Raw genomic sequence first — 18,352 nt, 5'->3', positions numbered from 1 at the left:
CATCCGTTGTGGGCGAACGTAGTTTCACATGTCAACAGCAGAGAGGATCCAACGATGCATGATCTCGAAAAACAGATGAAGACGATCCAGACCCAGCTCAAGCACTGGGCGGAGAAGGCAAAGCAGGAGTATCCCAGCCAGTTGGAGGCCTCCGTGCGCCACGCCGTGGACCGGATGGACCCGGCCGGGCTGGCCCGGGCATCCGAGGAGGTCGTGGCCACCGTGACGGGTAACCGCAAGACGGCCCGCCGTGCCCGGAAAGCTGTCGAACTGGCCTTGCGCAACGCCCAGCGGAAGGCAGGCAGCAAGCACAAGGGCCGTGGTCGGGTGTTGGCCGTCCTCGGCACCCTGGCAGTCATCGGGGTCCTCGTCGTGATCGTGCTTCGCCGTGCCGCTGGACCCCACGAGCGGAATCTGGGAGCCGTCAAGTTGCACGTCGACGACACGACCGAGGGCGTGGATCCGGACCTCGGCGAATAACCCGGGCTGTGCCCGGAGGAAGGGCACCGGCGGCCTTGCTTCCCCCATTTCCCAGGGGGATGTCGAGGGGCCGGCGCCCTTCTTGTGTCCGGCGCGCCACGGAACCCGCCTTGCAGCGGCTCAGTCTTCCCAGACCACCTGGGCCGGGTCCTTGTCCTCGCGCCAGCCGCGCCACACCGGATGGCGCAACCTGCCGCCCCCGGTCGTCTCGCCATAGCGCACCTCGCCGACGAGCTTGGGCGAAACCCATACCGCGTCATGGCTGTCGGCGGCCGGCACGTCCTCGGCCGCCGGTGTCTTGCGCCGCAGCTTCTCCAGCTTGGTCCGGGCGGCTTCCAGTTGTCGGTCGGTGAATCCGGCGCCCACCCGCCCGGCATAATGCAATTCGCCTTCCTTGGGAACTGCCAGCAATAAGGATCCCACCGTATCTGCGCGGTTTCCCTTCCCATGGCGCCAACCAATAACAACGACTTCCTGGTGGCGGTCGTGTTTGACTTTCATCCAGTCCCCCGAGCGCTTTCCCGGGCGGTAGCGGCCATCGAGCCGCTTGGCCACGATTCCTTCCAATCCGAGTTCCGTGCTGGTTTCCAACGCCTCTTGCAGGGAACCATCATGGGCCTCGGGGATGTGCACGTGCTTGCCCGTGCGCACCTGGGAGACCAACAGCTTGCGCCGGTCGGCGTAGGACCGGTCCGTGAGGTCCTCCAGTTTCCCGGTCTTGGCGTTCGGCAAACGCAGGGCGTCGAACAGCATCAAGTGCACCGGCGCCGCTTTGGCGCTCTTCCCACCGTTGCCGGAGTTGCGGGTTTGCAGCAACCCGAAATTGGGGCGGCCGACGGCGTCAAGTGCAACAATTTCCCCGTCCAACACGGACCCGTCCGGGGCCAGCCCCGCAATTTCCTGCAGTTCGGGGTAACGTCCCTCGAGGGCCTGGCCATTGCGGCTGCGCAGGGTCGCCATGGATCCGTCAACCGTGGCCAATGCGCGGTACCCGTCCCATTTCATTTCAAAAACCCACGCCCCATCCGCATCGATGTCTTCCTCGGTTCCTGCCTGGGCGAGCATTGGTGCCGGCACGGCGGTGGACCGGGCTTCGGGTACATCGTCGTGGGCTTCCGAATCGGGTGCGGGTGGTTTCTGCGGCTTGGGCTGGTCCTTCATCAGCTGCAACAGCCAGTTCTTCGCATCCCCCATCCCCGGCGTGTTGATCAGCGCGTATCGCCGCGGCACCCCGCCCAGTCCCCCATCCGGGCGTCCGTGAAGCACGGCAATCACTTCGGAGTCCTCCCGCCATTTCTCGATCTCGCAGTCCCCGGAGTCCCAGATCTTGACGGTCCCTGCACCGTATTGCCCGCGCGGGATCTCGCCCTCGAACTCGGCGTAGTCAAGCGGGTGGTCCTCGGTCATGACAGCAAGCCGGTTCTTCTTGGGTTCCAGCGGCGGGCCCTTGGGCACGGCCCAGGAGACCAACACGCCGGAATGCTCGATCCTGAAATCCCAGTGCAAGGCTCGTGCGTGGTGTTCCTGGATGACGAAGGTGGAGCGGCTTCCGGGTCCCGCCGGGTGGGGCGCCGGTGCCGGAACCGGCTCGGGGGTTTGGTCCGGGTCGCGCTTGGATCGGTATTCGGCAAGTCTGTCAGGGGTGGCCACGGGGATCTTGCCCAGCGCTGCCATGGGATCGATGGAATCCTGCACTCGCTCCAGGACCTCATGGAAGTCGAGTTGGGCCAGCTTGGGTTGACCGATCTCGTCCCAGGTCCGGGGTGCCGCCACTGTGGGATGTGTCCGCCCGCGCAGCGAATATGGACAGATGGTGGTCTTGGCGACGCTGTTCTGGCTCCAGTCCAGCAACACCTTGCCCTCGCGCAGGGACTTCTTCATGTCGGAGACCACCAGATCCGGGCGTTCTCTCTGCAGTTGGGACGCCAGCTCCTTGGCAACCAGCGAGACCTGTTCGGAGGTGTGTTTTCCATCCAGTGCGGCATAGAGGTGGATGCCCTTGGACCCGGACGTCACCGGGTAGGCGACCAGATCCATTCCCTCGAGCAATTCCCGGCACAGGAAGGCGACCTCGGCGCATTCGGCCAGTCCAGCACCGGGTCCCGGGTCCAGGTCCAACACCATCCGGTCCGGATTCATCGGCTTCAGGTGTTCGTCAAAGCGCCACTGCGGCACATGGACCTCGAGGGCAGCCAACTGCGCGAACCACGCCAGCACCGCGGGATCGTTGACCATTGGGTAGGTGTTCACGTGGTCCTTGTGGGTGATGTTGGCCCGCGGGATCCATTCGGGGGCAGAGTCCTCCAGGTCCTTGCGGAAGAACACCTTGCCCGGCTTCTCCCCGGTCCCGACTCCGTCGACCCAGCGCTTGCGCGTTGCCGGCCGCCACGCCGCCTGCGGAATCAGGACGGTGGCCACATCCGCGAAGTATTGCATGACTTCGCCCTTCGTGGTCCCGGTCTCCGGGTAGAGCACCTTGTCCAGATTGCTGACCTTTAGCCGCCTGCCCGCCACCGAGACAGTCTGTTCCTTGGCACGCGTTGCCATGGGCAATTCCTTTCCCTTGCCTTCAACTGTGCCGTGGCCCTGCCCCGATGGCCAGCCTTTGTGCCCCAACGAAGCAAGTTCCCCCCTCGCGGCAGGCCATGGCCATGCGCCGGTCGACAAGGTGCAATTCCCTAGACATGGCCGCGCTGTGCTGCGTAGCGTTGGGACTGTTGAACACCGGTCGTCCCCAGGCACCGCCAGGCCGGCCATCCAGGGTTGGTTCGTCCCTGGCCCCTCCACCCGCTACATCCATTCGCCGTCTTTCCGGGTCGCGGCTGCTTGTCCGGCAAGCGCCGACGGCCAACCTTGCGCGAACGAAGCATGAACCCCGCAAAGGTTTCCGGTGATTTGGTGAAGAAGCACAATCCGGTGGGGTCTTGAACCATGGATCCGCGCCGAGCCCTCGAAGGCAACAACAGGAATACTCTCCGTTGCCAGCCCCAATCACCAACACACGGAATCAAACACGCAGGAGGAACAATGGCAACCGCTCGAGAAATCATGACGGGCTCGGCCGAATGCATCGGGGAAAATGAAACGCTGGAAGAAGCAGCACGCAAGATGCTTCAACTCGATGTCGGATCGTTGCCGATTTGTGGGGAGGACAACCGGTTGAAGGGGATCATTTCCGACAGGGACATTGTCACCAAATGCGTGGCCCAGGGCGGAGACCCGCGCACTACCCGAGCCGGAGAACTCGGCGAGGGCAAGCCAGTGACCATCGGTGCCGACGACAGCATTGAGGAAGCCATCTCCACCATGCAGTCCCACCAGGTCAGGAGACTTCCCGTTATCGACGGACATGAACTGGTCGGAATGCTCAGCCAAGCCGACATTGCCAAGAACTACCCCGAAGACAGGGTCGGCGATCTCGTCAAGTTCATCTCGCTCGACTGAGCGCCAGCCAAAATAGGCCGGCCCCACCAACATCCGTTGGGTTGCGCCCGCAGGATTTCCCTGCGGGCCGCGCGGTGTTTCGACCTGCTCAACGGCACGCCCCCGGGGTTTCGGGCGTCGTGTCGGCAACGGGCACCGGACTCAACCCGTGCCATCGCGAGGGCAGGAATTGAGCGAAACAAACGCCAATGCTTCAACGAACGATACGAAACTTTCGCGGTATTGCCTTCATCGGCACATCTTTGTAACCTAAAAGTGGTTCAGCAGTGGGCCGTGGATCCTTCGAAAATGGAGCACTCCATGAACCTGCCCGTTGGCATATCGCCGTGTGAACCCGCAGTACGATTCCTCCCCTCCAGTTCTCCGCATGGTCCAGGCACGGGCGGGCACGCCCGCAGCCCCCTGACTGCAGAGCGCAGGTTGGCGCGATGAGGGTCATTGAGAACAACCAGGAATTGCTCCGATACCAGCTCTATGAGTTGGGGGATTTGGCCGGCTTCGTCCAATACAGCATGCAAGGCGACGAACTTTGGCTGCACTACACCCAACTCAAGCGCCGGTACAAGTCGGCGGAAATCATCGAGGAACTGCTACTCCACGTGCTGGATGATGCACACCGCCGGCGCCTGGCGGTCATGCCGTTCTGCCCGGCCATGCGGCTCTTCATAGCCGATCATCCTCACTACCGACGCATGGTTCCGGAGGCCTGGCAGGATCGTTTCCTGTCAGCGCAGACGGCCGCGCTCAGACCGATGGACAAGGTCCGCTACACCGGTTCCCCGAAACGGCGCAGCACCGCTGCCCATGCACGCGCGGCCACGCCGGTCGGCCTCGAGCCTTCATATACGGGCTCCCGGCAAGCACAGCCACGCCTGAGCGGGACCTGAGACCAAGTCCCGGCAAACAAAGGCGGGTGCGGAAACCTTCTTCCGCGCCCGCCGTTGTTTGCCTCCGCCTAGGACGTCGGGATGTCGAACCGCTCCCAGGCCCGGTGCGAGGCCAACAGGGTTGCTGTGTCCTGGATCGCTGATTCGATGGTCGCCTTCACCAACCCGGGGCCCATGGCGGGCAATCCGATGTCCTCAAAGAAGCCCTCGTTCTGCTCCACTGTCACGATGGCCTTGCCTTGCCTGTATGCCTCTTGTAGCAGCAGTACCAATCGCGGGTCCAGCTCTTCGGCGCCCGGGGGACGGATGGCCCCTGCCTTGGCGTCAAGATCGACCTTGGAATCCGGTGCCGGGGACAACGCCGCTGCGACCACTATGGCGTCGAACTCGATGGACCGCGCCGTGAGCAGCGTACGGTCCACGGGGGAACCGTCCGCGAGGCTGCCACCGGTGGGTGCCAGCAGCAGTGGCTTCAGGCCCTGCAGGTTGGCGTTGGCCACCAGCAACTCAATGGTTTTCGCCGGGGTGGAATGACTTGCCACGATGCCCAGCACCCTGCCATCGACCGGCCACATCCCACCCATTTGCGAGACCGAAGGGCAAAGCTCGGATTCCGGCACTTCGGTGTCCGCCTCGGGGGCAGGCAGGCCAAGTTCATGTGCAACAGCGGCGCACAGCCCGGCATCGATGTTGGCCAAGGCCTGCAGTTGGCGTTTGCGGACCTGTTCGCTGGCGCACTTGCCCAGTTCAAACGAGTAGGCCTGTTGGACGTGCAGTTGTTCCTGTGTGTCCAGTGAACGGTAGAACATCGTCACTTGGCTGAAGTGGTCCTCGAACGACACCGGGTTGCCACGTTCCTTGAGTGCTTCGGCGACATGCTCGGGAACGTCGATGAATGGCGGACGGATATTGTCGCCCTCCCCGGCCATGAAGGGGCAGCCGCCGTCCAGCGAATTGGGATGATAGGGCGCGATGCCTTCGTGCACGTACGTCTGGTGCATGCCGTCGCGCAGCATGTCATTGACCGGCGCGTGTGGCAGGTTAATGGGCAACTGCGAAAAGTTCGGCCCGCCCAGACGCGTGATTTGGGTATCGATGTAGGAAAAGAGCCGCACCTGGAGCAGCGGGTCGTTGGTGACGTCGATGCCCGGCACCAGGTGCCCGGGGTGGAAGGCGACCTGCTCGGTCTCGGCGAAGTAGTTGGCAGGATTCCGGTCCAGGACCATCTTGCCGATCAATTGGACAGGAGCAAGCTCCTCGGGAACGAACTTGGTGGGATCCAGCAGGTCGATGCCCTTGAACATCTGTTCCTCGTTGTCTTCGAAGACCTGCACGCCCAGTTCCCATTCCGGGAATGCACCTGCCTTGATGGCCTCGGCGAGGTCGCGGCGGTGGAAGTCGGGATCGGCGCCATTGGCCAACAAAGCCTCCTCCCACACCAGGGAGTGCACGCCAAGCCGCGGCTTCCAGTGGAACTTCACCAGGGAGGTCGTCCCGTCCGGGGCGACCATCTTGAAGGTGTGGACTCCGAATCCCTCCATCATGCGGTAGGACCGCGGGATGCCCCTGTCACTCATGAACCACATCGTGTGGGCCTGGGCCTGGGTGTGTTCGGAAACGAAATCCCAGAAAGTGTCGTGGGCGGACTGCGCCTGGGGTATCTCCAGGTCCGGGTGCGGCTTCACGGAGTGCACGACATCGGGGAACTTGATGCCGTCCTGGATGAAGAACACCGGAATGTTGTTCCCCACCAGATCGAACACGCCCTCCTCGGTGTAGAACTTGGTGGCGAAACCGCGGGTGTCTCGGACGGTGTCGGCCGATCCTCGCGATCCGGCGACGGTGGAGAACCTGACAAACACCGGGGTTTCCACGCCCTCGGCCAGGAACCCGGCACTGCAGATCCGCGAGCCGGTGCCGTAGCTGATGAACCGGCCGTGGGCCCCGGCGCCGCGGGCGTGGACCACGCGCTCGGGGATCCGTTCATGGTCGAAGTGCGTGATCTTTTCCCGCAGGTGGTGATCCTGCAGCAGGATCGGGCCACGCGGACCGGCCTTCAGCGAGTGGTCGGTATCCCGCAGTGGTGTCCCTTGGCTGGTGGTCAACGCGGTTCCCTGCGGATGGGTGGGCCGGGCGCTTTGCTTCGGACCGGATTCGCCCGACGCTTCAGGAGTTGGAGTGGACATGTCAGAACCCGCTTTCGTTCCGTGCCCGCAGTGGGGCGCGTGCGATGGAATGTTGACTTCCGGCGGCGTTTCGCATGTTTGCGTGGAGGTGGCTCATCTCGCAGGCGCCGCCACCTCCACCGTAGGCCCGGGTCCCCGGGGCACGTCAAGGAAAGTGCGCCTGGCACAGTGTCGGTCTCTGCTGCGGGCATTCTTCGGCCATGCCCGGCCTTTTCGCCTATTCCGGTTTACGGACCAAGTTCTCCGGTTCGGTTCCGTTGGCCCAGGCGACCAACTGGCGCTTCAGCAGTGCCGTCATGCGCGGAAGAAAGGCCTCGGTGTTGCCGCCGTTGTGGGGAACAATCAAGGCGTTGGGCAAGCTCCAGATCGGGTGGTCCCCAGGCAAGGGTTCGGGATCAAAGACATCGGAGGCGCAGCGCAGCCGGCCCGTGCTCAATTCCGCGACGAGTGCATCGGTGTCGACAACCGGGCCGCGGGCCACATTCACGATCACCGCGTCGTCGGGCAGGGCGGCCAACAACTCGGCGTCCACCAGGTGGTGGGTGCCCGGGTTGTGGGGCACGATCAGGATCAGCACCTCGATGTCCTTGGCATACTCCAGCAGGTCATCGATCGCCAGGACCTCGCCGTGGGCATCGGTGCGGGCGCGGGTGCCGAAACGGCTCATTTCGACCTCGAACGGCACCAGCCGCTTGCGGATTTCCTCACCGATGCCGCCGACGCCCACGATGGCGACCCTGCGGTCCGCCAGGCCCGGCCAGCGCCGGGGGTTCCAGCGGCCCTCCGCCTGGTCGCGCACTGACTCGCCAATACCGCGCAGCGAAGCCAGGGCCAGCCCCACGGCCAGCTCTGCGGTTGCCGCGGCGTGGACTCCGGCTGCCGTGGCGACAGCGACATCGGGACCCACCAACTCGTGCACGCCGTCGAACCCGGTGGTCTGCGTCTGAACTAGTTGGAGATTCCCGGCCCGCCCTATGCCCTTGAGCATCGACATATTGGCCATGTACGGGAAGATGGCCACGTCGATCTCATCGAGCTCCACCCCTACCGGTTCCCCGGCAATGTCCCAGATGCCAGCCTTGATCCCTGCGGGCAACGGGCCCACGGCGTCAAGTAGTTCGGTATTGGGAAATGACACAACGTGGATTTGCTTCATAGGCCCTAGCCTAGGTTGGCCCAGTACGCCGCCCCAAGGGCATAACGCTCAGCGTCGTAAAGGATGGACACACACACGACGTGCCTCCCCCGCGACATCGAAACAGTCCAACGACCCTACTCAAGGTAATATTTGTGACCTCGATCCCAAAGGATCGATTCGGTTTGCTTTCCGCCCGCAAGCTGGTAGAGTTTCATGTCGTTGCAGAGCGCGGGAGCCACGAACTTCCAGCGAAACAACAGTCGCACCTCTAGCTCAATTGGCAGAGCAATTGACTCTTAATCAATGGGTTTCGGGTTCAAGTCCCGAGGGGTGCACATACAGGAAGGTCCGGTTTGCTAAAGCGAACCGGACCTTCCGCTTTTCCGACAGGAAGTGAGCTTGCCGCCATGCGGCATCCCCACCGGCCGGCACGCCGCAAACTCCGGCCACCGCGAGTTTCGCGCAACGGTGCACTGTCCGGAAAGCGGAGCGATAGCCTATGGCGTTCCGGGTCTCACAGAATTCAACAGTCACGCTGAAAACATTCAGCCATGAATTTGGGCACCCAGCGCTCAACTGCGGATGGACATGCAGGGCCCCGGATCCCGGCCGCCCGTCGACGGCATTCGCCCCCGGATCCACCGCGCAGGGCGGTGGCCTGGATACGACACCTACATCGGCGGTGTGGTGATATTTCATCCCGGAGACACCCCGGGACACACCTGTCAAGGATCGGGGAGTCCGGGCCCCGGAACCGCTGGACCCGATAGCCCTAGACGGTGTGCGCGCAATCACACATCGAATTCCGGGAATTCCGATCCGAAACTCCGGGCAATTCCGGGCCAACAACCCCGCAAATCCCCGAGTTATCGGCATTTTTGCCTCACCGCCCAGACCCTCCTCGCCGATTTTATTTCCTGGGTGTTTTCTGGTTATGATTATCTGCGTCGCAAGGACGGGCTCCGCATGGAGCGCTGACCAGAGCGACTCAGCACCTCTAGCTCAATTGGCAGAGCAATTGACTCTTAATCAATGGGTTTCGGGTTCAAGTCCCGAGGGGTGCACGGTGAGAAAGACCCGATCTGTTTCGACAGATCGGGTCTTTCGTTTTTCTCAGCGCTCCCAGCCCATCGCGAATCGACTCTCGGCCCGTTCCCTTGCCCCGGCATCCGCCATTGCGTGCGGTCATACCTGCAGATCGCGAGCCTCCGCTGTCGGATGCCACAGCGCTATGGACCCTTGCCGCTTGGGATCCCCCGAAATCCGCAGACCACCCCATCCCTGCGACAACACCGTCCGGTCACATATTCGATAGGCTCATGGGTAGACCCTCACCGAAGATTCGATTCGCCGCTGTATTCAACTGCTCACGCCGAATCCACCATACCCAGGGAGTACCCATATTCATGAGTGATAACGCCACCACCGAAGCCGCCCGCCTCTCCGCCGGAGACACCGCGCCGGACTTCACCCTGCCCGATGCCCGGGGCCAGGAACTCGCCCTTTCCTCCCTACGCGGGAAGAAGACGATCGTGTACTTCTACCCGGCGGCTTCCACCCCGGGCTGCACCAAGCAGGCCTGCGACTTCCGCGATTCCCTCGAGTCGCTGACGGCGGCCGGCTACCAAGTCGTGGGCATCTCCCCCGACGCGCCGGCCAAGCTGGCCAAGTTCACCGCCAAGGAAGAACTGACCTTCCCGCTGCTGGCCGACGAGGACCACGCCGTTGCGGCCGCCTATGGCGCCTGGGGTGAAAAGAAGAATTACGGCCGCACCTACGAGGGCCTGATCCGATCCACCGTCGTAGTGGATGAGCAAGGGAACGTCGAATTGGCACAGTACAACGTGAGGGCCACCGGACACGTCGCAAAGTTGCGTCGTGATTTGGGTCTCGATCCAAAATAAAGTTTCGCCCACAGCCCAAAAGCCACAAATCGGGCCAAAATTCTCCGCTAGACTGATTTCTGCCGAACTTCGAAAGCGGTTCGCTGCCTTGCGAGCGTGGCGGAATTGGTAGACGCGCTGGATTTAGGTTCCAGTGTCTTCGGACGTGGGGGTTCAAGTCCCCCCGCTCGCACACAAACGCCATATGTATCGTCTGATACCTACGGCACCACGCAGGGCCCCCGGATACTGCCGGGGGCCCTGCGCTTTAACATTGAGCAGCGGCCGCCATCATTTGGAGCCCAAAACACTGACGAGGAGTCTTGGTGCCAGACCAGCCGCACAGCCCGGATCGACCCAGGGCCACGCGCCGAACCTTCCTTGCCGGCGGTCTGGGTCTCACGGCGCTGGTCCTAACCGGCTGCAATTCCAAGGACACCACGGCACCTTCCAGTCCGACCGGCAGCGCCGAACCGGCGATCCGTACTTTTCACTTTGGTTCCGCCGCCGACCCGGCAGGACTGGACCCCGCAATCTCCGGGGACAATGAGACCTTTCGCATCACGCGCCAGATCTACGAGGGCCTCATCGGGGTGGACCGCGAAACCGGGGCGCCGATCCCGCTGCTCGCCACCGACTGGATCGTGAGTCCGGACCGACTGCAATACACCTTCATCTTGCGCCGCGGAGTCAAGTTCCACGACGGCACGGACTTCGATGCGCAGGCCGTGGTCACCAATTTCGAACACTGGATAGCGCTGCCGATAGAGGTGCGCGCCAACTCGGACCAGGGCTTCACCCAAGTTTTCCGCCACAACGAGCAGCTCCCGGTGCTTCCCAAGTCCATCCCCGAACCCAAGGCAACCGCGAACGAGGACGGCAACGAATCCGTTGACCCCCAAAAGCTCGTTGAGCACGCGGCGCAGACGGCGTTGCTGACGTCGCTCCGTGAACAGCTCAGGGCAAATCCGTTCGTGGGGACCAGCGTCGGTGGCACCGCCAGCTACTTCGGATCCATCAAGGCCGCAGACACCCACACCGTGGTGCTGACCCTGCGCCAGCCGATCTCCGGACTCATCGAGGCGTTGACGCTGCCCGGCCTGGCCTTGGCCTCGCCCAAGGCGCTTGCCACCCCCGCGACATCGAACGACCAGGTGTCCTACCTGTCAACCCAGCCGGTAGGCACCGGGCCGTACAAGTTCGTATCTTGGAAGGACGGGGCGGTGACCTTGCGCAGCTTCCCCGAATACTGGGATGCCGCCGCCGTGGAAGCCAACGCCACCGCTCCCACCCTGGTCGTCTTCCGTGAAATCCGTACGCCCTCCGGGCGCCTGGGTGCCTTGGACCGCGGCGAGATCGACGGCTTCGACCTGGTCGCGGTGACGGGGTTGCGCGAATTGGTGCGCGAGGGCAAGCTCATCGTGCAGCGAGACCCGTACTCCGTGACCTATTTGGGGATGAACCAGAAAAACAAATGGTTGGCCAAGGAGGAATTCCGCCAGGCGATTGCCCACGGAATCGACAGGCAAAAGATCATTGAACAGTTCTACATCTCCGGCACCAAGGAAGCCCGGGGCTTTTTGCCCGCTTCGCTGGGGATCAAGACCTCGGACACGTACTACGGCCCGGATTCCAACCGTGCCAAGGACCTGCTCGAATCCTGCGACTACGACGGAAGCCCCATCCCGTTCCTGTACCCCTTGAACATCTCCCGGGCCTACCTGCCCCTGCCCGAACTCATCTATGCAGAAATCTCACGGCAGTTGGCCCTGGTCGGAATCAAGATCGCACCGGTGCCGATGGACTGGAACGACGGCTATGTCGCCGCGGTCCGCTCCGGGGACACCCCTGGCCTTCACCTGCTGGGTTTCAACGGCGGCTATCGGGACCCGGATGACTTCATGAGCGCACTCTTTGCGGACAACAAGCAGCAATTCGGCTACGACTCCCCCGTCCTTTCCGCGCAGGTGCTGCTGGCTCGTTCCATGCCCTCCGGAGAGCAGCGCATCAACGCATACCAGGACCTTTCCAATACCTTGGCCAAGGACTTGCCAGCTCTTCCCCTGGCCTTCCCCATCTCCGCGTTGGCCTTCAACGATTCCGTAAGGAACTACCCCTCGTCCCCGGTTTTGGACGAAGTCTTCACCGATGTGAGGATGAACACTTAATCAGCCCGCTGTCAAGGGACCAATTTCTTGGACACCCCCGGATGGCGCTAGTCTTGCCTAGAGTCAAGACGAACTTTCAATGGAGAACCCCCGTGCCTTCTGAATCCACCAATCAGTCTTTCGACGTCGTTCTCATCGGCGCCGGTGTCATGAGCGCGACGCTCGGCACCATGATCAAGCAGCTGGAGCCGGGGTGGAGCATTGGCCTTTTCGAGAACCTGGACCAGGCCGGCCTCGAGTCTTCCTCCCCTTGGAACAACGCGGGAACCGGCCACTCGGCACTCTGCGAACTGAACTACACCGCGGCCGGCCCCGACGGCAGCGTCGACCCGGCCAAGGCCATCGGCATCAATGAGCAGTTCCAGGTCTCGCGCCAGTTCTTCTCGCACCTGGTGAAGAACAAGCAGGTTGGCGATCCCTCCACGTTCATCAACGCGCTGCCGCACATGAGCTTCGTCATCGGCGACGACCACGCCAACTACCTCAAGACCCGTTACGAAGCGCTCAAGCCCCACACGCTCTTCAACGAGATCGAGCACACCGAGGACCTGGACACCATCAAGTCCTGGGCCCCGCTGGTGGCCAACGGCCGCGACGAGTCCCAGCGCGTTGCAGCCTCCCGCGTGGTCTCCGGCACCGACGTGGACTTCGGTTCGCTGACCCGCCAAATGACCGAGAACCTTGCGGCCAACGGAGCCGAGGTCAACTTCGGTCACCGCGTTACCGGCATCAAGCGCGACGGCGCCGGATGGGATGTTTCCGTGCGCGACAACGCCACCAAGGCCAAGCGCACCGTCAAGGCGAAGTTCGTGTTTGTGGGCGCCGGCGGCGGTGCACTGGGCCTGCTGCAGAAGGCAGGCATCGACGAAATCAAGGGCTTCGGCGGCTTCCCTGTCTCCGGCCAGTTCCTGCGTTGCACCGACGATGCGATCATCGACCAGCACCATGCCAAGGTCTACGGCCAGGCCTCGGTCGGCGCCCCGCCCATGAGCGTGCCGCACCTGGACACCCGCTTCGTCGACGGCAAGCGCTCGCTGATGTTCGGCCCCTACGCTGGCTTCTCCACCAACTTCCTGAAGACTTCCTCGCTGCTGGACCTCCCGGCCTCGATCCGAGCGCACAACATCCTGCCGATGCTGGCCGTGGGCAAGGACAACCTGGACCTCACCGTGTACCTGATCAAGGAGGTGCTCAAATCGCGCGGCAAGAAGGACGACGCGCTTCGCGAGTACCTGCCCGAGGCCACCGGCGAGAAGTGGGAATTGATCACCGCCGGACAGCGCGTCCAGGTCATCAAGAAGGACGCCAAGAAGGGCGGCGTGCTGCAGTTCGGCACCGAGGTCATTACCTCCGCCGACGGCACCATCTCCGGGCTGCTCGGCGCCTCCCCGGGAGCCTCGACCGCGACCCCGATCATGATTGGGCTGTTGGGCCGCTGCTTCCCGAAGCAGTTTGCCGGCTGGGAATCCAAGCTCAAGGAGATCATCCCGTCCTATGGGGTGAAGCTCAACGAGAATGCCTCGCTCTACGCCGAAGTGCGTACCGAGACCGACAAGGTCCTCGGCCTCGCTTAACTAGTAGGTGCGCCGGCACCCCCTCCGGTTGGACCAAGACAGAAGCCCGATTCGTGGTTTTCCCTTTCGCATAGCGTGACGGGATCATTGAATCGGGCTTTTGCCATCCCGTCCCCCCATGCATTCCCACCGCATGGACGCCGGGTTCAGGGTCTGCACCCAAGACACCTCCTGCTGAGCATCTTCATCGCTCGGGGTTCATGAACCCCAGTCGCCCGCCCAAATTAGCGCGTCCCATCCGTTGAGCAAACCACCCGAAACATTGCGACGCGGACACAATCCCGCCCGAGCCCTTTACAGTGCCCTGTCCGCGGACCATACTGACTTCAATACTTGGGAAGTATTTACATCGTTGGGATTATCTCCGGTTCTTGGCTAACCCGGAGATTGCTTGGGAATTTGGGAACTTGGGGAGGTTGTACCAGCCATGCTTGAAACTTGGGGAAATCGCGCTGCTCCGCGCCATCACAACATCGGGTCGCGACCCGTGACACCGGAATCCGCTAGACCACTGCTTTCGCGACGCTCTTTCGGCATCACCATTGGAGCCTCACTCGTCCTGGGCGCGGGCGGCATCGCTGCATTGGCAGCCGCATTCACCGCCGCCGGACCGTTGGGCACCACCACCGTACAAACCAGCTTCGGACAGGCGCGGATATCTCGGGCCGAGCGCCAAGCAAGACTGGCATCCGGCGCCGCCACCGGAGGCGGCCACTCCGGGCACCAGTCGACAGTCGACGGAACCCGGCAACCGGTCAACATGACATTCGGGGACCATTTGCTTCTCCAGCTCGAGGTCTTCAATGAAAGTGACGAGGACCAAATGTTCTCGCCGGGGCTGCTGCGCATCCAAGGCAACAGCCAACCGTGGCTCGTCGTCAACCGTTGGAACGACCTCACCCCCGGTTTGATGGCCCCGGGGTCACAGGTTCGGGCCAATATCAGTTTCCTGGTTCCATCCGATGCCACGGCGTTCACAGCCCTATTCGATGACATCGCAAATCCTGGCGGAAACCCCGTAGAACTACCCTTGCCGGCCGTGAACTGGCGTCCCGGATTCCTGGAGGAAGCACATGTCTAGCGATAGCGTGCCCACAAAGACCAACGGCACAGAACCCGCGTCCACAACCGATTCCCACCCGGATGATCCCGGTCTCGATCGGTCCAGTGTATTGAAGCTCGGTGCCGCAGCGGCCCTGGGAACTGCCGCAGCCATGGCGGCAGTGGCCCGACCGGCCACAGCGGCCCCACCGCGCAGGGCCCGTGCCGCGGTTCCCCTGGCCGTCACCCCGCTGCCAGGGGTACTGGACCTCTACATCAACGAGGGCTACACAAGGATGGTCGATGATTCCCTGGTCTACCAGCGTGGATTCGGCGACCAGCCAACGGCCCTTCGGGACGCCAATCCGTCACTGCGCATCGTTCCGAAGATCTTCACCCGTGCCGGACAGGTGGTGGAATCACGGACCTATCCATTGAACGCGGCGCTTCCTCCCAACGGGACGCCGACACCTGCCGGACCGGACCCCGCGAACCCGGGCCAGTTCTTTATCCGGAGAAACCACTGGGCCAGCTATTTCCCGCAACGCACCATCATCGTCGAGACCGGTTCCAAGGTGCGGTTGCGCATTTTCAACCGCCTTGCCGGCACGCACCAGTTCACCGTTGCCCAGGGTGCCCACGGCCGCAGCGACATCACCACGGGACCGATACCTCCAGGCGGGGAAGCGCGGTTGGACTTCGACGCACCATACGCCGGCACCTACCTCTATTACGATCCAACGAATGCGCCGGTCCAGCGTGCGCTCGGGCTCTTCGGATCCATTGTCGTGGTGGACCCCGAGGACGCCTGGCGGGTCGCGCCCAACCAGATGGGCTTTGAAAGGCAATGGCTGTGGGTCACTCATGCCATTGACACCAAGTGGGCCAACATCGAGGCAGCCGGCGGTACCGTTGACCCAGTGGCAACCCCCGCCGTACCCCGCTACTTCCTGCTCAACGATCGCAGCGGATATGAGGCCTTGGGCCATTCACCCAACCGGGATATCAATCGACTGGCCCACGAGGAGTCGCTGATCTCCGGCTATCCGCGACAAGTCGATGTACGCGATTTCGGGGAAGACCTGACTCTGGGCACCATCCGCGGCGGGCAGGTGGTCAGGATGGTCAATGCCGGAATAGCGTTCCACCAAATCCACTTCCACGGCAACCATCTGTGGACGGTGCGCCGCAACAACGTCGAATGGCCGCGTGAATTCGGCCACGTGGATGAGGACGGACACGTGGTGCTGCAACAGTGGGAAGACGTGATCCAGCTCGAACCCATGGATCGGAAAGACTGCATCATCCCCATGAAGCGACCACCAGACGCCACAGACCAGGTCTGGTATGCCCGGACCGAAGACTGGAAATATCCCATGCACTGCCATGCCGAGATGTCGCAGACTGCGGCCGGCGGCATGTACCCCGGTGGGCTGGTTGCCCACTGGGAGCTTAAATCACCGGTGATCGGAGGCTAGGACCATGAGAACAACATTTTGGGATGCCATTAGCGCAGCTGCGGGTAAGGTCCGCGATTCCCGCCGGGACGACGACGACAAGAAGGGGTCTTCACGCAAGCCACGAGCCACAAAGTCACCCAAGCCCACGCCGACGCCGACACCCAAGTCGACGCGAAAAAGCACTCCAAAGCCGAAGCCGACCAAGTCCGCGACGCCAAAGCCAACGCCGACCAAATCGGTAACGCCAAAACCAACGCCGACCAAATCCGCAACACCAAAACCGACGCCGACCAAGGCCTCCACCCCGACGCCAACACGCAGCTCCACGGGGCCAACCTCCACCAGCAAGTCTGCGACGACATCGCCCAGCTCGACGGCGCCGTCGCCACGGCCCACGAGCGCCACACCATCCGATGACGATGGCGAAGAAAGGGATTACGACTCCCAAGCCGATTTCGCATCGCACCAGATGCAGCAGGACAATCCGGAGACGCTTTTTCGCCAGACTCCCCATTTGGAAGTCAACATGGACCTGTCGAGCCGCGACTTGCGTTTTCCCGACGGTGCGGAATTCGAGATGTGGGTCTTCCACAGGAGCGACTCGGGGCGCGGTTTCCCTGGCCCAACCTTGCGACCCATGGAAAAAAACATCTTCCATGCCACGGTGGAACCCAGCATGGGGCCACACACCATCCACTGGCATGGCATGGAGCCCGACCCCCGAAACGACGGCGTGGGACACACCTCGTTCGAAATCGACGACTCATACACCTATCAGTGGCAGCCCGAACCGGGGCGTGCACACGACCCGAACTACGGCGCGGCAGGCACCTATTTTTACCATTGCCACGTCAACACCCCGCTACACGCCCAGATGGGGCTGCTGGGCCCGCTGGTCATCGATCCCATCGTGCTGCCCGAATTCCCGGTTTCCCCGGGAAACCGGCGCGCCTTTGCCGACGGACCCGAATACGACATCGCCACCGAGTCGCTGATCATGCCGTTCTCGATCGATCCACGGTGGCACGAGATGGGACATGCTGCTGGCCTTTCGGGCGAAGATGTCGGGCTGAACCGTTTTGAACCCACCCACTTCTACATCACCGGCGGTCTTTTGGCCCAGCGCAAGGAACGGGAAGAAGAAGTGTGGGCACCGACCCAGCTGCCGATCAATGTGAAGGGAAACGGGAAGGCGCCAAGCCTGATGCGCTTCTGCGACGGGAACTACCTCCCCAACAGGATCACGTTCCTCCACGAAGACGGAACGCCAGCGCGCATCGCCGAGCTCATTGCCCACGATGGCCGGCCCTTCCGGCATACTTCGGCCCCCGGGCAACCGGCAATCCCCACCAGCATGCACCCGGATTCCAGGGCTCGTTTGTTCACCCATACCCTTACCATGGGTGCTGCGGAAAGATACGACATGCTTCTGCATCCGCCTGCGGCAGGAAACTACACGTTGAGAATTGACTGGAATGATTGGATCACCGGTCAGAGGGTAGGTCGCCGGGAGTTGAAGCTTATCGCCTCCTGAATCTCATCCCTGCCCACTCGAGCCTGTTACCTCCCGTTGCCCTTGAATGCATGGGTGCTCGGTGCTTTGCTTGCAGTGGATAACCCGTCACTCCGGATGCCCAGGTCGGCTTGCCCCTCCTGGGCATCCGTGTTCGCGCAGCGGCGTGGTACGGATGGTGGGAACGGGTGGAAAATCCAGGAAGGACACAGACATGCTGGGCCACGGCTACCTGAACGCATTGAAGAATGCCAAGAGCACTGTCTATGGTCCGGCGAGGGAAAAGATCGGGACCCTCGGGAACATTTTCATGGACGTGCGCACCGGGGACGCGGACTTCGTGACTGTTCGTCTCGGCCTGTTCGGAGCGGAGGAGCTCCTCGTCTCCCTCAGGGGTGCGGTGATCACTGACGGCCACCTGCAAGTTCGGTTCTCCAAGGATGTCATCAGGCACGCGCCAAAGGTCGACCCGGCTTCCGTGCTCGATGACGCGGAGAAATCGCTGCTGGATGGCTACTACTCGGTGATGGACCCGGACACCGGCGGATAGGCCCGTGTGGCCCGGGTGGTGATTCTCA

13 protein-coding genes and 3 tRNA genes are annotated in these 18,352 nt (G+C 62.6%); 13 read left to right on the top strand and 3 right to left on the bottom strand.

Annotated features, from left to right (window positions below):
• Window positions 1-54 precede the first annotated feature (54 nt).
• Window positions 55-480 (top strand): hypothetical protein, encoded by a 426-nt coding sequence (locus Q2T94_RS16670; RefSeq protein WP_302265829.1) that lies wholly within the window; start codon window positions 55-57, stop codon window positions 478-480.
• Between the two features lie 120 nt (window positions 481-600).
• Here the strand turns inward: Q2T94_RS16670 and Q2T94_RS16665 are convergent, their stop codons facing one another.
• Window positions 601-3,027, bottom strand: coding sequence for an ATP-dependent DNA ligase (locus tag Q2T94_RS16665; protein ID WP_302265828.1), 2,427 nt, complete (start codon window positions 3,025-3,027; stop codon window positions 601-603).
• Between the two features lie 480 nt (window positions 3,028-3,507).
• Between Q2T94_RS16665 and Q2T94_RS16660 the strand changes: the two genes are divergently transcribed.
• Together Q2T94_RS16660 and Q2T94_RS16655 are read left to right on the top strand one after the other, a co-directional pair.
• Window positions 3,508-3,924 carry a CBS domain-containing protein gene (locus tag Q2T94_RS16660; protein WP_264269387.1) on the top strand — a complete coding sequence of 139 codons (417 nt, stop codon included), beginning with the start codon at window positions 3,508-3,510 and terminating at the stop codon, window positions 3,922-3,924.
• A 428-nt stretch (window positions 3,925-4,352) separates the two neighbouring features.
• Window positions 4,353-4,811, top strand: coding sequence for a GNAT family N-acetyltransferase (locus Q2T94_RS16655; RefSeq protein WP_302265827.1), 459 nt, complete (start codon window positions 4,353-4,355; stop codon window positions 4,809-4,811).
• A gap of 68 nt (window positions 4,812-4,879) precedes the next feature.
• Here Q2T94_RS16655 and Q2T94_RS16650 read toward each other — a convergent pair whose 3' ends face one another.
• A complete protein-coding gene (locus Q2T94_RS16650) occupies window positions 4,880-6,997 on the bottom strand; it encodes a catalase (RefSeq protein ID WP_302265826.1) in 2,118 nt (705 codons plus the stop codon).
• Between the two features lie 217 nt (window positions 6,998-7,214).
• Window positions 7,215-8,153 (bottom strand): 2-hydroxyacid dehydrogenase, encoded by a 939-nt coding sequence (locus Q2T94_RS16645; protein ID WP_302265824.1) that lies wholly within the window; start codon window positions 8,151-8,153, stop codon window positions 7,215-7,217.
• A 244-nt stretch (window positions 8,154-8,397) separates the two neighbouring features.
• Here Q2T94_RS16645 and Q2T94_RS16640 point away from each other — a divergent pair.
• The 10 genes from Q2T94_RS16640 to Q2T94_RS16595 all read left to right on the top strand — a co-directional run bounded on the left by Q2T94_RS16640 (window position 8,398) and on the right by Q2T94_RS16595 (window position 18,324).
• A tRNA-Lys gene (locus tag Q2T94_RS16640) sits at window positions 8,398-8,470 on the top strand.
• Between the two features lie 656 nt (window positions 8,471-9,126).
• A tRNA-Lys gene (locus Q2T94_RS16635) sits at window positions 9,127-9,199 on the top strand.
• Between the two features lie 342 nt (window positions 9,200-9,541).
• Window positions 9,542-10,039, top strand: coding sequence for a thioredoxin-dependent thiol peroxidase (gene bcp, locus Q2T94_RS16630; protein ID WP_264269383.1), 498 nt, complete (start codon window positions 9,542-9,544; stop codon window positions 10,037-10,039).
• A gap of 90 nt (window positions 10,040-10,129) precedes the next feature.
• A tRNA-Leu gene (locus Q2T94_RS16625) sits at window positions 10,130-10,211 on the top strand.
• A gap of 133 nt (window positions 10,212-10,344) precedes the next feature.
• A complete protein-coding gene (locus Q2T94_RS16620) occupies window positions 10,345-12,186 on the top strand; it encodes an ABC transporter substrate-binding protein (RefSeq protein ID WP_302265822.1) in 1,842 nt (613 codons plus the stop codon).
• Between the two features lie 149 nt (window positions 12,187-12,335).
• Window positions 12,336-13,760 carry a malate:quinone oxidoreductase gene (locus Q2T94_RS16615; RefSeq protein WP_436836848.1) on the top strand — a complete coding sequence of 475 codons (1,425 nt, stop codon included), beginning with the start codon at window positions 12,336-12,338 and terminating at the stop codon, window positions 13,758-13,760.
• A gap of 487 nt (window positions 13,761-14,247) precedes the next feature.
• The gene (locus tag Q2T94_RS16610; RefSeq protein ID WP_264269381.1) at window positions 14,248-14,841 is read left to right on the top strand and encodes a hypothetical protein; all 594 of its coding nucleotides are present in this window, start codon (window positions 14,248-14,250) and stop codon (window positions 14,839-14,841) included.
• Complete coding sequence (locus tag Q2T94_RS16605) at window positions 14,834-16,279, top strand: multicopper oxidase domain-containing protein (protein ID WP_302265819.1); 1,446 nt, start codon at window positions 14,834-14,836, stop codon at window positions 16,277-16,279. The genes Q2T94_RS16610 and Q2T94_RS16605 overlap by 8 nt, the downstream gene beginning before the upstream one ends.
• A 4-nt stretch (window positions 16,280-16,283) precedes the next feature.
• A complete protein-coding gene (locus tag Q2T94_RS16600) occupies window positions 16,284-17,795 on the top strand; it encodes a multicopper oxidase domain-containing protein (protein WP_264269379.1) in 1,512 nt (503 codons plus the stop codon).
• Window positions 17,796-17,988: 193 nt separating this feature from the next.
• Window positions 17,989-18,324 carry a PRC-barrel domain-containing protein gene (locus tag Q2T94_RS16595; RefSeq protein ID WP_302265816.1) on the top strand — a complete coding sequence of 112 codons (336 nt, stop codon included), beginning with the start codon at window positions 17,989-17,991 and terminating at the stop codon, window positions 18,322-18,324.
• Window positions 18,325-18,352: the final 28 nt, after the last annotated feature.

The organism is Paeniglutamicibacter sulfureus (assembly GCF_030512175.1).
Taxonomy (GTDB): domain Bacteria; phylum Actinomycetota; class Actinomycetes; order Actinomycetales; family Micrococcaceae; genus Paeniglutamicibacter; species Paeniglutamicibacter sulfureus.
This window is presented reverse-complemented; position numbering and strand designations above follow the sequence as displayed.

Excerpts from the sequence above, each read along its gene's own strand:
- Q2T94_RS16605 (WP_302265819.1), top strand. The coding sequence starts at position 14,834 with ATGTCTAGCGATAGCGTGCCCACAAAGACCAACGGCACAGAACCCGCG.
- Q2T94_RS16650 (WP_302265826.1), bottom strand. The coding sequence starts at position 6,997 with ATGTCCACTCCAACTCCTGAAGCGTCGGGCGAATCCGGTCCGAAGCAA.
- Q2T94_RS16660 (WP_264269387.1), top strand. The coding sequence starts at position 3,508 with ATGGCAACCGCTCGAGAAATCATGACGGGCTCGGCCGAATGCATCGGG.
- Q2T94_RS16615 (WP_436836848.1), top strand. The coding sequence starts at position 12,336 with ATGAGCGCGACGCTCGGCACCATGATCAAGCAGCTGGAGCCGGGGTGG.
- Q2T94_RS16670 (WP_302265829.1), top strand. The coding sequence starts at position 55 with ATGCATGATCTCGAAAAACAGATGAAGACGATCCAGACCCAGCTCAAG.
- Q2T94_RS16655 (WP_302265827.1), top strand. The coding sequence starts at position 4,353 with ATGAGGGTCATTGAGAACAACCAGGAATTGCTCCGATACCAGCTCTAT.
- Q2T94_RS16645 (WP_302265824.1), bottom strand. The coding sequence starts at position 8,153 with ATGAAGCAAATCCACGTTGTGTCATTTCCCAATACCGAACTACTTGAC.
- Q2T94_RS16665 (WP_302265828.1), bottom strand. The coding sequence starts at position 3,027 with ATGGCAACGCGTGCCAAGGAACAGACTGTCTCGGTGGCGGGCAGGCGG.
- Q2T94_RS16595 (WP_302265816.1), top strand. The coding sequence starts at position 17,989 with ATGCTGGGCCACGGCTACCTGAACGCATTGAAGAATGCCAAGAGCACT.
- Q2T94_RS16600 (WP_264269379.1), top strand. The coding sequence starts at position 16,284 with ATGAGAACAACATTTTGGGATGCCATTAGCGCAGCTGCGGGTAAGGTC.
- bcp (WP_264269383.1), top strand. The coding sequence starts at position 9,542 with ATGAGTGATAACGCCACCACCGAAGCCGCCCGCCTCTCCGCCGGAGAC.